Source organism: Streptomyces sp. NBC_00306, from assembly GCF_036169555.1.
Taxonomy (GTDB): domain Bacteria; phylum Actinomycetota; class Actinomycetes; order Streptomycetales; family Streptomycetaceae; genus Streptomyces; species Streptomyces achmelvichensis.
This window is the reverse complement of the sequence record NZ_CP108032.1, coordinates 2,138,550-2,150,851: the sequence shown is the minus strand read 5'-3', so window position 1 is coordinate 2,150,851 and position 12,302 is coordinate 2,138,550. Positions and strand designations below refer to the sequence as shown.

At 72.3% G+C, this 12,302-nt stretch carries 8 protein-coding genes; 5 read left to right on the top strand and 3 right to left on the bottom strand.

The genetic code is table 11. The features are described 5' to 3' along the window. Positions 1-91 precede the first annotated feature (91 nt). From sucB to OHA05_RS09630, 3 genes are all read right to left on the bottom strand, one after another. A complete protein-coding gene (sucB, locus tag OHA05_RS09640; RefSeq protein ID WP_328860311.1) occupies positions 92-1,930 on the bottom strand; it encodes a 2-oxoglutarate dehydrogenase, E2 component, dihydrolipoamide succinyltransferase in 1,839 nt (612 codons plus the stop codon). Between the two features lie 128 nt (positions 1,931-2,058). After that, positions 2,059-3,447, bottom strand: a complete 1,389-nt coding sequence (gene lpdA / locus OHA05_RS09635) for a dihydrolipoyl dehydrogenase (RefSeq protein ID WP_313946771.1) — start codon at positions 3,445-3,447, stop codon at positions 2,059-2,061. 267 nt (positions 3,448-3,714) lie between these two features. Further along, positions 3,715-5,247, bottom strand: a complete 1,533-nt coding sequence (locus OHA05_RS09630) for a leucyl aminopeptidase (RefSeq protein ID WP_313946772.1) — start codon at positions 5,245-5,247, stop codon at positions 3,715-3,717. Between the two features lie 284 nt (positions 5,248-5,531). On the opposite strand from OHA05_RS09630, the gene OHA05_RS09625 reads away from it, so the two are divergent. The 5 genes from OHA05_RS09625 (at position 5,532) to OHA05_RS09605 (ending at position 12,249) form a co-directional block, all read left to right on the top strand. After that, positions 5,532-7,583: a hypothetical protein gene (locus tag OHA05_RS09625; RefSeq protein WP_328860310.1), complete on the top strand. Its 2,052-nt coding sequence runs from the start codon at positions 5,532-5,534 to the stop codon at positions 7,581-7,583. Between the two features lie 104 nt (positions 7,584-7,687). Continuing rightward, positions 7,688-9,160, top strand: coding sequence for a GT4 family glycosyltransferase PelF (gene pelF, locus OHA05_RS09620; protein WP_327684663.1), 1,473 nt, complete (start codon positions 7,688-7,690; stop codon positions 9,158-9,160). Continuing rightward, positions 9,157-10,806 carry a hypothetical protein gene (locus tag OHA05_RS09615; protein WP_313946775.1) on the top strand — a complete coding sequence of 550 codons (1,650 nt, stop codon included), beginning with the start codon at positions 9,157-9,159 and terminating at the stop codon, positions 10,804-10,806. Before pelF ends, OHA05_RS09615 begins: the two co-directional genes overlap by 4 nt. 13 nt (positions 10,807-10,819) lie before the next feature. Continuing rightward, entirely contained in the window at positions 10,820-11,452 is a 633-nt protein-coding gene (locus OHA05_RS09610) for a spherulation-specific family 4 protein (protein WP_328860309.1), read from the top strand. After that, entirely contained in the window at positions 11,449-12,249 is an 801-nt protein-coding gene (locus tag OHA05_RS09605) for an endo alpha-1,4 polygalactosaminidase (protein ID WP_328860308.1), read from the top strand. Before OHA05_RS09610 ends, OHA05_RS09605 begins: the two co-directional genes overlap by 4 nt. Positions 12,250-12,302 lie beyond the last annotated feature (53 nt).

Sequence of the window (12,302 nt, the reverse complement as noted above, 5' to 3'; positions counted from 1 at the left end):
CGCGACGGCGCCCCGCCCGGATCTCTCCGGGCGGGGCGCCGTGCGTCACTGCTGACCTGCGCCGACCTGTGCCGGCCTGCGCGGGCTCGCGTCAGAGACCGAGCTCGACCTCGAACTCGCCGGCCTCCAGGATCGCCTTGACCGTCGTCAGGTAGCGGGCGGCGTCCGCGCCGTCCACCAGACGGTGGTCGTAGGAGAGCGCGACGTAGGTCATGTCGCGGATCGCGATCGTCTCGCCGAGGTCCGGGTGGTTGATGACCACCGGGCGCTTGACGGTGGCGCCGATGCCCAGGATGGCGACCTGGTTCGGCGGCACGATGATCGTGTCGAACAGCGCACCGCGCGAGCCGGTGTTGCTGATGGTGAACGTCGCACCGGCCAGGTCGTCCGGGGTGATCTTGCTGGCGCGCACGGCGCCCGCGAGCTCCGCGGTCCGCTTGGCGATACCGGCGAGGTTCAGGTCTCCCGCACTCTTGATGACCGGGGTCATCAGGCCCTTCTCGGAGTCCACGGCGATGCCGATGTTCTCCGAGTCGAAGTACGTGATGGTGCCTTCGTCCTCGTTGATCCGGGCGTTGACGACCGGGTGGGCCTTCAGCGCCTGGGCCGCGGCCTTGACGAAGAACGGCATCGGGGACAGCTTGACGCCCTCGCGGGCGGCGAAGGAGTCCTTGGCCAGGGCGCGCAGCTTCATCAGCTTGGTGATGTCGACCTCGACGACCGAGGTCAGCTGGGCCTGGCCGTGCAGCGCCTTCATCATGTTGTCGCCGATGACCTTGCGCATGCGGGTCATCTTGACGGTCTGACCGCGCAGCGGGGACGTCTCCAGCTTCGGCGCCCGGGAGGCGGCCGGAGCGGCGGCGGCCGGCGCCGGGGCGGCGGCGGCCTTGGCGGCCTCCGCGGCGGCGATGACGTCCTGCTTGCGGATACGGCCACCGACGCCGGTGCCCTTGACCGAGGACAGGTCCACGCCGTTCTCGGCGGCGAGCTTACGGACCAGCGGGGTCACGTAGGCGTCGCTCGCGGCACCGGCGGCGGGGGCGGCCGGAGCAGCCGGAGCCGGGGTGACGGGAGCCGGAGCCGCCGATGCGGGCGCGGCCTGGGCCGGAGCCGGCTGAGCGGGCGCGGCCGGAGCCGGGGCGGGCTGCGCCGGAGCGGCGGGGGCCGCCGGTGCGGGCGCGGCCTCCTGCTTCGGGGCTTCCTGCTTGGGAGCCTCCTGCTTCGGAGCCTCCTGGGCCGGAGCCTCCTGCGCCGGGGCGGGCTGCGCCGGGGCGGCGGCCTGCGGGGCGGCACCGGGAGCACCGATGACGGCGAGCTTGGCACCGACCTCGGCGGTCTCGTCCTCGGCGACGGTGATCTCCAGCAGTACGCCGGAGGCCGGGGCGGGGATCTCGGTGTCGACCTTGTCCGTGGAGACCTCGAGCAGCGGCTCGTCGGCCTCGACGGAATCGCCGACCTCCTTGAGCCAGCGGGTGACGGTGCCCTCGGTGACGCTCTCGCCGAGCGCCGGGAGGACCACGTCGGTGCCCTCGGCCGAGCCACCGCCGGACGAGGCCTCGGCGGTCGGCGCCGGGGCGGGGGCGGAGGTCTCGGTGGACGGGGCGGCCTGCGCGGGCTGCTCCGGCTCGGGAGCCGGGGCCTCGGCCTGCTTCTCCTCGGCCGCGGGGGCCTCGGCGGCGGCGGGGGCGCCGGAGCCGTCGTCGATGACGGCGAGCTCGGCGCCGACCTCGACGGTCTCGTCCTCGGCGACCTTGATGGAGGCCAGGACGCCGGACGCGGGGGCGGGGATCTCGGTGTCGACCTTGTCGGTCGACACCTCGAGCAGCGGCTCGTCGGCCTCGACGCGCTCGCCCTCGGCCTTCAGCCAGCGGGTGACGGTGCCCTCGGTGACGCTCTCACCGAGCGCCGGAAGGGTTACGGAAACCGACATGGTTTCAGTTGCTCCTAACGATGGGGTATCCCCGGCCCGCGCGGAGCGCCGAGCGAGGGGACGTGCGGAAGTGGTCGTCGCGCCCGGTGTCCGCGGACTGCGCGGACGGCTCAGGCAGCACGGACAGCTCAGTCATGCGAGTGCAGCGGCTTGCCCGCGAGCGCCAGGTGCGCCTCGCCCATCGCCTCGTTCTGCGTCGGGTGGGCGTGGATGAGCTGAGCGACCTCCGCCGGCAGAGCCTCCCAGTTGTAGATCAGCTGCGCCTCGCCGACCTGCTCGCCCATACGGTCACCGACCATGTGGACGCCGACCACGGCACCGTCCTTGACCTGGACGAGCTTGATCTCGCCCGCGGTCTTGAGGATCTTGCTCTTGCCGTTGCCCGCGAGGTTGTACTTCAGAGCGACAACCTTGTCCGCACCGTAGATCTCCTTGGCCTTGGCCTCGGTGATGCCGACGGACGCGACCTCGGGGTGGCAGTACGTCACCCGGGGCACACCGTCGTAGTCGACCGGAACGGTCTTCAGACCGGCCAGACGCTCCGCTACCAGGATGCCCTCGGCGAAGCCGACGTGCGCGAGCTGGAGGGTCGGGACCAGGTCACCGACCGCGGAGATCGTCGGGACGTTCGTCTGCATGTACTCGTCGACGAGGACGAAGCCGCGGTCCATCGCGACGCCCTGCTCCTCGTACCCGAGACCGGCGGAGACCGGGCCGCGGCCGACCGCGACCAGCAGCACCTCGGCGTCGAACGTCTTGCCGTCCGCGAGTGTCACGCGGACGCCGTCCTGGGTGTACTCGGCCTTCTCGAAGAAGGTGCCCAGGTTGAACTTGATGCCGCGCTTGCGGAACGCGCGCTCAAGAAGCTTGGAGCTGTTCTCGTCCTCGACCGGAACGAGGTGCTTGAGGCCCTCGATGACGGTGACGTCGGAGCCGAAGGACTTCCACGCGGAGGCGAACTCCACGCCGATGACGCCGCCGCCGAGCACGATCGCGGACTGGGGGACCCGGTCCAGGACCAGCGCGTGGTCGGAGGAGATGATGCGGTTGCCGTCGATCTCCAGACCCGGCAGCGACTTCGGCACGGAGCCGGTCGCGAGGAGGATGTGGCGGCCCTGGACACGCTGGCCGTTGACGTCGACGGAGGTGGGGGAGGACAGCTTGCCCTCACCCTCGATGTAGGTGACCTTGCGGGAGGCGATGAGCCCCTGCAGACCCTTGTAGAGTCCGCTGACCACGTCGTCCTTGTACTTGTGCACAGCCGGGACGTCGATGCCCTCGAAGGTGGCCTTGACGCCGAACTGCTCGCTCTCGCGAGCCTGGTCGGCGATCTCACCGGCGTGCAGCAGAGCCTTGGTGGGGATGCAGCCACGGTGCAGGCAGGTGCCGCCGAGCTTGTCCTTCTCGATCAGGGCGACGTCCAGGCCCAGCTGAGCCCCACGCAGGGCCGCGGCGTAACCGCCACTGCCACCGCCGAGGATCACTAGGTCGAAAACGGTGCTGGCGTCGTTCGCCACGTCACGTCCTCCATGCATGTGTGCCGGTCGCCGGGTCTCCCCTTCCCGGGGACGACCGGCCGGTCGGCTGGTGTGCGGCCGCTTGATTCTTCGGCCCTGTGGTGGGGGCCCTGTCCTGCCGAGAACCCATCTTCGCACTTGTTGCCGCAAGGCGGGACCCGGGGCCGTGTTACGGGGGGCACACCGGCGGGCCCTCGCCGGGCACACAGCCGCGGACGCCGGTGGAGCTCCGGGGAGCCCCGCCGGCGTCCGTCGTGTCAGGTCACGTCAGCCGAGGTCACCGGCGGCGACCCGCTCCGCCAGCTTCACCAGGGTGCGGACCGAGGAGCCCGTGCCGCCCTTCGGGGTGTAGCCGAACGGCGCGCCCTCGTGGAAGGCGGGGCCCGCGATGTCGAGGTGGGCCCAGGTGATGCCCTCGCCGACGAACTCCTTCAGGAACAGACCGGCGACCAGGCCGCCGCCCATCCGCTCGCCCATGTTGGCGATGTCGGCGGTCGGGGAGTCCATGCCCTTGCGCAGCTCGGCGGGCATCGGCATCGGCCAGGACTGCTCGCCGACCTCCTCCGCGATCTCGTGGATCGAGGTACGGAAGGCGTCGTCGTTGGACATGATCCCGAAGGTGCGGTTGCCGAGGGCGAGCACCATCGCGCCGGTCAGCGTCGCGACGTCCACGATGGCGTCCGGCTTCTCCTCGGAGGCCTTCCACAGCGCGTCGGCGAGCACCAGACGGCCCTCGGCGTCGGTGTTGAGCACCTCGACCGTCTTGCCGCTGTACATGCGCAGCACGTCACCGGGACGGGTGGCCGAGCCCGACGGCATGTTCTCCGCGAGGGCGAGGTAGGCCGTGACGTTGACGGCGAGCTTCAGACGGGCGGCCGTGACGACGGCGGCGAACACCGCGGCGGCGCCGCTCATGTCGCACTTCATCGTCTCGTTGTGGCCGGCCGGCTTGAGCGAGATGCCGCCCGAGTCGTAGGTGATGCCCTTGCCGACCAGGGCGAGCGTCTTGGCCGCCTTGGAGTGGGTGTAGGAGAGCTTCACCAGGCGGGGCGGGTTCTGCGAACCCTGGCCGACGCCGAGGATGCCGCCGAAGCCGCCCTTGACGAGCGCCTTCTCGTCGAGGACCTGGACCTTGACGCCGTTCTCCTTGCCGGCCGCCGTGGCGACGGCGGCGAAGGCCTCGGGGGTGAGGTCGTTCGGCGGGGTGTTGACCAGGTCGCGGGCGCGGTTGATCTCCTCGGTGAGCGCGATGGCACGCTCGGCCGCGGCCTTGAACGCCTTGTCGCGCGGCTTGGCGCCGAGCAGGGCGATCTCGGCGAGCGGCTGCTTCACGCCGCTCCTGCCGTCCTTGGCGTCGCTGTCGCCACCCTGGTAGGCGGTGAAGGCGTAGGCGCCGAGCAGGGCGCCCTCGGCGACGGCCTCGGCGTCCTCCGACGCCTCGACGGGCAGGGCGAAGGCGGCCTTCTTCGAGCCGGACAGGGCGCGGGCGGCGGTACCCGCCGCGCGGCGCAGCGACTCGGCGGAGAACGACCCGTCCTTCTCCGGGACGGAGCCGAGCCCGACCGCGAGGACGACCGGCGTCTTGAGGCCGGACGGCGCGGGGAGCTTGGTCACCTCGCCCTCGGCACCGGTGGCGCCGAGGGTCTCCAGGACGGCGGCGAGCTTTCCGTCGAACGCCTTGTCCACGGCCTCGGCGCCCGGCGCGACGACCGGGCCCTTGGCGCCCTTCGCGACACCGACGACGAGCGCGTCGGCGCGCAGCGTCGCAGCGCCGGCAGTGCTGAGAGTGAGAGCAGTCACGGTGGTGATTTCTCGCTTCCGTTGAGATCCAGAGCCGTAGCGGCCGTAGAGAGGGACGGGTCGACATCCCAGCCCGACAAGAGCCTACGCGCGGTCACATGTATCGCTCACGGCGGCAGTAGTTCACTCATCCGTGGCGTCTGTTTCACGTTTGGGCCCGAGGCTTCGAGACCTCAGTCACACTCGCTGCATTCAGGCAAGGGAGCGCGGGGTTCCTTTGCATCATCTCCACAGGTTCTCCGCATATTTCGGATGGGCGGACGACCGTGCGAGGGGGGAGAAACATGGCCACTACTGGACTGCGCGCAAGTAGAGCCGCCGCGGCGCTGCTCACGGCCGGCCTGCTGGTGACGGCACTTCCGGCGGCGGGGGCCGTCGCCGCACCGGTGCCGCGGATCGATCTGACGGTGCTCGTCGTGGACGACGGGGGCGGCGCGGTCGAGGCCATCGTCTCGGAGCTCGAGGAGACCGGCGTGCCCTACCGCACGCTGCGCCTGGACGACCCGAACCGGCCCACCGTCAACGCCGCGTTCCTCAGTGACACCGTCAGTGGCAGGCCGCGCGCCAAGTTCCAGGGCGTCGTCGTCCCCGACGAGGACCCGTTCGGGGCCACCACCACCGCCGGAGCCGCCGAGAACGCCGCGCTCTTCGCGTACGAGACGGCCTTCGGCATCCGCCAGATCGACGCCTACACCTGGTCACACCCGGGGGTGGGCCTGGAGTACACCGACAACGGCGGGTGGGTCGGCGTCCTGGACGGCGTGCAGACCTCGGTGACCGCGGCCGGACGCTCCACCGGACCGTTCGGCTACCTCGACGGACCGCTCACGTTCGAGGACAACTCCCCGCTCGTGCCGGAGAGTTACGGCGCGGCCGGCAAGCCGCGGGCGGGCTACACCAGCTATCTCGACACCGCTGTCGGCGACGGCGGCGCACGCGGCAGCCTGCTCGGCGAGTACGCCCACGACGGCCGGCGCGAACTGGTGGTGACCTTCGCCTACAACCGCTACCAGAAGCAGTACCGCGCTCTCGCCCGCGGCATGGTCGACTGGCTCACCCAGGGCATCCACCTCGGACAGAGCCGCAGTTACTTCTCCGTCCACGTCGACGACGTCTTCGCGCCCGACGCGCGCTGGGACTCCGCGCGCAACTGCGCCCCCGGCGACATCGACTGCACCGGCGCGGGCGAGCAGACCCCGGACATCCGGATGACCGCCGCCGACGCGCAGTACGCCGCCCAGTGGCAGCGCTCCAGCGGCTTCACCCTCGACATGGTCTACAACGCCGGCGCGGGCGAGGAGTGGAAGGCGGAGAACGGCGGCACCGACGCGCTCACCGCCCAACTGCTCGCCGACCGGGCCCAGTACCGCTGGATCAACCACACCTACACGCACCCCTTCCTCGGCTGCGTGCAGGACGTCTCGGTGGTGCCCTGGCAGTGCTCCAAGGACGCCGCCGGCACGATCCGCTGGACGAGCCGCGCCGAGATCTCCGCGCAGATCCGCGACAACAACACCTGGGCCACCCGCAAGGGCATCTCCTACGACCGCACCGAGCTGGTCACGGGCGAGCACTCCGGGCTGAAGACCCTGCCGCAGCAGGCTCAGGACAACCCCAACCTCGCCGGGGCGCTCGCCGACAACGGCGTCAAGTGGATCGCGAGCGACAACTCCCGTGAGCCGTCACAGCGTTCGGTCGGATCCGCACTCACCGTGCCGCGCCACCCGATGAACGTGTACTACAACGTCGGCACGGCCGCCGAGATGGCCGACGAGTACAACTGGATCTACGCATCACAGGCCGACGGCGGCAGCGGGGTCTGCGAGACCAACCCCGCGTCCACCTGCCTGGCCGAGCCGCTCGACACGGCCACCGGCTACGCGGACTACATCGTGCCGCAGGAGGCACGCATCGCACTCGGCCATGTCGTCGCCGGCGATCCGCGGCCGCACTACGTGCACCAGTCGAACCTGGCCGAGGAGCGCCTGCTCTACCCGGTCATCGACAAGATCCTCGCCGACTACCGCGCCCTGTACGCGGACAACGCCCCGCTGGTGAACCCGCGTCAGCGTGACGTCGGCGTCGAGCTCCAGCGCCGGGCCGCCTGGGACAAGGCGGTCGCCGACGGCAAGGTCACCGCGTACCGCATCGGCGACACCGTCACCGTCAAGGCGCCGTCCGGAGTGACCGCGCCGATCACCGCGCCCGAGGGCACGCGCAAGCAACTCGTGCTGGGGACAGGAGTGTTCGGCGCCGCCTACGCGGGGACGCGCTCCGCCTGGACCGCGCCCGAGCTGCTCCAGTCGGCCGTCACCCTGAAGCTGCCGACCGCCTGATCCGCGAGCCATCACCCACGGGCGGCCGCCCGGACCGACCGGCGGCCGCCCGACGCAGGACCACGGCCACATCCGAACGACCGCAGTACTGGGGGGACACACGCATGCCGAGCCGCGGCCGACATGTCACCATGCTCACCGAAGGCACCTATCCGCACGTTCACGGGGGTGTGTCCACCTGGTGCGACCAGCTCGTGCGCGGCATGCCCGAGGTGGACTTCCGGGTCGTCGCCCTCACCGGCACCGGCCGTGAGCCGGTCACCTGGGAACTGCCGCCCAATGTCTACCGGCACGCGGCCTTCCCGCTGTGGGGGCCGCTGCCCGGCGGACGGCGGCTCATCGGCCGCGACCGCCGCCGCTTCACCGACGTCCACGAACGCTTTCTGCTCTCGGTGCTCGACCCCTCCGCGGGCTGCGACTTCGGCGAGAGTCTCGACGAGCTGACCGCGTACGCCCGGGCGGGCCGGCTCTCGGCCGCACTGCGTTCGGAGTCCGCCCTGCGCTCGCTGATGTGGATCTGGACCATGCCGCATCTGGAGATATCCGCCTCGCGGCCGACCGTGCACGACGCGCTGACCGCCACCGACCTGCTGGAACACGCGCTGCGGCCGCTGTCGGTCCGGATACCCGGCGACTCGGTCGCCCACGCGGTCAGCGCGGGGCTGGCCACCCTGCCGGCCCTGGCCGCCCAGCTGTACGACGGGGTGCCCTTCCTGCTCACCGAGCACGGCATCTATCTGCGCGAGCGCTACCTCGGCTACCGGGTCCAGGCCCAACACGCCCCCGTGAAGGCCCTGATGCTCGGCTTCTACCGGGAGCTCAACACCCTCGGGTACCGGCGGGCGGACCTGATCACCCCGTGCAACCAGTACAACCGGCGGTGGGAGGAGCGGGGCGGAGCGCCCGCGGACCGCATCCGCACCGTCTACAACGGCGTCGACCCGCACGCCTTTCCCCAGGGCGGCCCCGAGCCCGATGTGCCCACCATCTCCTGGGCCGGGCGGATCGACCCCATCAAGGACCTGGAGACGCTCATCCGGGCCTACGCCATGGTGCGCGCCGAACTCCCGGACGTGCGGCTGCGGTTGTTCGGCGGAGTGCCCGCGGGCGGTGAGGCGTACCGAACCCGGCTGGAGAAGCTCGCCGCCGAACTGGGCGTCGTGGACGGCATCTCCTGGGAGGGCCGAGTCACCGATGTGGCACGCGCGTACGCGGCCGGCAGCGTCGTCCTGCTCTCCAGCATCAGCGAAGGGTTCCCCTTCTCGCTCATCGAGGCGATGTCGTGCGGGCGCGCCACGGTGTCGACGGACGTCGGCGGGGTGCGGGAGGCCGTCGGGGACACCGGGATCGTCGTACCGCCGCGCGAGCCCGCGGTGATGGCGAACGCGACGCTCGGGCTGCTGCGCGACGCGGAACGGCGCGCCGAGCTGGGACGGCAGGCACGGCAGCGGGTCGTCGACCGGTTCACCCTGCGCCGCTCGGTGGACGGCTTCCGACGTATCTACCGCGAACTGGCCGGAGCGGCCGAACAGCCCGGCACCCGCGACCTGGTCGGCGCCCGGCGGGCCCTCGGATGAGCGGGCCGCTGTGGCAGGGGCCCGGACAGCACACCGACACGCTTCCGCTCCTGCTGCCCCGCAGGAACGGTTCGCACGCGGCGGACCCGCTCGACGACCTGGCCGAACGGTTCGAGGAGGTCATCGCCGGGGCGGTGCACCCCGACGAGATCGCCGCCGTCCTCGAGTCCGACGGCATGACGGACGACCACATCCGCCTCACCTACGGCCGTCCGGACTCCTTCGCGATCGCCGAGGAGCTCTACGACCGGGTGCCGCGCAGCTTCCCCGAACCACCTCGGGAAGCGGCCGGCGTGTGGCACGCGGGCCTGCTCGGCTGTCTGCTGCGCGGACTGGTCTTCGCGCTGCCCGGCCTCGCGTACGTCCTGGGCGCACCGCTGCTGAGGGGAGCGAGCCTGGCGCCGCTGCTGGCCGGTGCGCTGACCGGCTGGGTGTGGAACCAGGCGCTCTCGCACCGGGCCTATTCCTGGCTCGGTCTCGGGGACCGGGGCGCGGCCGCACGGTCCCTGATGCTCGGTGCCCCGGCAGGCGCGCTGCTGGGCGCGGCGGTGGCGACGGCGTCGCCGGGCCAGTGGCAGGCGGCCGCCTTCGCCGCCGCGCAGGCGCTGTATCTGTCGGCGGCGACGGTGCTGCTGGTCCTCGGCCGTGAACGGGCCCTGCTGTGCGCGCTGTTGCCGATGACGGCGGGCGCGGTCTGGGCGATGCGTTCCGATCTGCCGGTCGCGCTGCGCACGGCACTGCTGCTGTGCTCGCTGGCCGCGGCGGTCGCTCTGGCGGCCGTCGCCCTGGCCCGCACACCGCGGACACCGGTTCCTGGTGGGAGCGGCCCGCGCGTGTGGGCCGCCCTGCTGCGGCCGCGACGCCCGCGACCGGAGTCCCGCCGTGGCGACGGGGTGCCCTGGTGGCGGCCGCCGTTCGCCCGCACCGGCGCGCGTCCGGCCGGGCCGGTGGCCGGGAACACCGGACCCGGCGCCGACGTCCTCGTGATGCCCGGCGCCGGTGCCGCCCTGCCGGCGCCCGTGCGACGGCCCGTGGAGCGGCCCGCGCGTCCCGTCGGACCGCGCCTCGGCGCGTCCGTACCGTACGGACTCTTCGGGCTCGGTACCGGCGTGCTCGTCCTCTACACCGCGCTCGGGGACGTCCTCGCCGAGGGCCCCGGCGCCGTCGTCGCCGCACCCTCAGCCGTCGCGCTGACCCTCAGCATGGGGCCCGCCGAATGGCTTCTGCACCGCTTCCGCGGACGGGCCGTCGCCGGACTGCGCGCCAGCACCACGGCGCACGCCTTCCGGCGGCGCGCCGCGGCCGTCCTCGCCGAGTGCCTCGCCGCGTTCCTGGCCGTGCTGTTCGTCCTCGCGCTCGTCGTGACCCTGCTGTGGCCCGACGCGCCGGCGCTGTCCGGAGCCCGCCTCAGCACCCTGCTGCTCATCGGCACCGTGCTGTGGACGGGGCTGCTGATGCAGTCGTTCGGGGCCGTCGTCGCGGCGGCCGCGGTGTGCTGCGCGGCCGCGGCGGCCCAGACGGTCGCGCTCCTCGCCGGCCTCGGCAGCCCGCAGGTCGTGGGCCTCGCCGTCGCGGGTGGCACGGCGGCGCTCCTCGCCGGGCTCGTCTGTGTTCTGCTGGGGCGGGCCACCGCCCATCGCGTATGAGGGACGAGGTGTCGTGAAAACGCTGCTGGTGCCGTACTACGAGCATCCCGCCGAACAGCCCGGCGCCTGGGACGCGTTGGTCGCGGCAGCACCGCGGCTGCACGGCGTGGTGCTCAACCCGGCGTCCGGGCCCGGCGAGGCGCCCGACGCGGCGTTCGCCGCCGCCGCGCTGCGGCTGCGGGAGGCCGGCGTGCGGGTCCTCGGCTACGCCGACACCGACTACGCCCGACGCCCGCATGCCGAGGTCGTCCGGGACCTGCTGCGCCACCGCGACTGGTACGGCACCGACGGCGCGTTCCTCGACCAGGTGTCCGCGGACCCGGGGGCGCTGCCCCACTACCGGCGCCTGGCCGTCGCCGCCCGCGCGGCCGGCTCGGCCTCCCTCGTCCTCAACCACGGCGTGCACCCCGACCCGGGCTACGCCGATCTCGCCGATCTCCTCGTCACCTTCGAGGGCCCGTGGGATTCCTACCGCGCCCTCGACGTCCCGGCCTGGACGGAGGACCACCCGCCGGAGCGCTTCTGCCATCTGGTCTACGGCGCACCGCCCGGCGCCCGCGCGAGCGCGGCGGTGCACTGTGTCGTCCCCGGCACGGGCGCCCACCCCTGGGGCACCCTCCCGTACGCGCTGGAGTCGGCCCGGTGAGACGTACCGCCCTGCTTCTGGTGATGCTGCTGCTCGTCCTGGCCGGCTGCACCAGCACCCCGGACGCCCCGGAGACCCCGGACGGCCGGCCCTCCGGCGGACACTGGCGGCCGGAGCCGGGTCTCGCCTGGCAGTGGCAGCTCAGTGGACGGCTCGACCCGGCCGTGGACGTGCCGGTGTACGACATCGACGGCTTCGACCACCCCGCCTCCGCGGTCGCCGACCTGCACCGGCGCGGCCGTAAGGTCATCTGCTACCTCTCGACCGGCGCCTGGGAGGACTTCCGTCCCGACGCGGGCAGATTCCCGAAGACCGTACTCGGCCGCGGCAACGGCTGGGAGGGCGAGCGCTGGCTCGACATCCGCCGTACGGGCGTCCTCGGACCCCTGATGGCCGAACGCATGGACATGTGCCGGAAAAAGGGCTTCGACGCGGTCGAGCCCGACAACATGGACGCCTACGCCAACGCCACCGGCTTTCCCCTCACCGCCGCCGACCAGCTGCGCTACAACCGTCTGATCGCCCGTCTCGCCCACGACCGCGGACTCGCCGTCGGCCTGAAGAACGACCTCGACCAGATTCCCGAGCTGGTGGGGGACTTCGACTTCGCGGTCAACGAGCAGTGCGCGGAGCACGACGAGTGCGACCTGCTGACACCGTTCGTACGGGCGGGCAAGGCGGTCTTCCACGTGGAGTACGAACTGCCGACCCGTGACTTCTGCCCGGACGCCCGCCGGCTGAGGCTCAGCTCGATGCTGAAGAAGTACGAACTGGGTGTCTGGCGCCGCGCCTGCTGAGGCCGTGGTGCCCGGCCCCCGCCTGCTGAGGCTGCTGTGCCGGCTGCCCGGCT

Excerpts from the sequence above, each read along its gene's own strand:
- OHA05_RS09615 (WP_313946775.1), top strand. The coding sequence starts at position 9,157 with ATGAGCGGGCCGCTGTGGCAGGGGCCCGGACAGCACACCGACACGCTT.
- OHA05_RS09625 (WP_328860310.1), top strand. The coding sequence starts at position 5,532 with ATGGCCACTACTGGACTGCGCGCAAGTAGAGCCGCCGCGGCGCTGCTC.
- sucB (WP_328860311.1), bottom strand. The coding sequence starts at position 1,930 with ATGTCGGTTTCCGTAACCCTTCCGGCGCTCGGTGAGAGCGTCACCGAG.
- pelF (WP_327684663.1), top strand. The coding sequence starts at position 7,688 with ATGCCGAGCCGCGGCCGACATGTCACCATGCTCACCGAAGGCACCTAT.